1 pseudogene is annotated in these 249 nt (G+C 64.7%); it reads right to left on the bottom strand.

Annotated features, from left to right (window positions below):
- A pseudogene (locus EXE44_RS19190) lies at positions 1 to 230 on the bottom strand (hypothetical protein); the annotation flags it as partial.
- Between the last annotated feature and the right edge of the window lie 19 nt (positions 231 to 249).

Below are 249 nucleotides of genomic sequence, written 5' to 3'. Positions count from 1 at the left end.
AGAAGCCCATCGAACAGCGCGGCGATCGACTGACCAGCGCCCTCGAACGGCGCCGTCGCGAACTGGGTGATCGCGTTGATGATGTCGATGACCGCGATGAACGGCGACGAGATGAGCCCGAGAAGCGACGCTGTGAGGACTCTCGCCGCCGTCCCTCCATTGGAGAGGTACGTCGCGATGCCGTTGAGCGTGTCCACGCCGCCGCCGCTTCCGAGGTCTAGCGTCGCCATGCTATCCCTCGAGCCGATT

This window comes from Halorubrum sp. SS7, assembly GCF_005435055.1.
In the GTDB taxonomy this organism is placed as follows: Archaea; Halobacteriota; Halobacteria; order Halobacteriales; family Haloferacaceae; genus Halorubrum; species Halorubrum salinarum.
The sequence above is the reverse complement of the archived record's forward strand: the minus strand, read 5'-3'. Positions and strand labels throughout refer to the sequence as shown.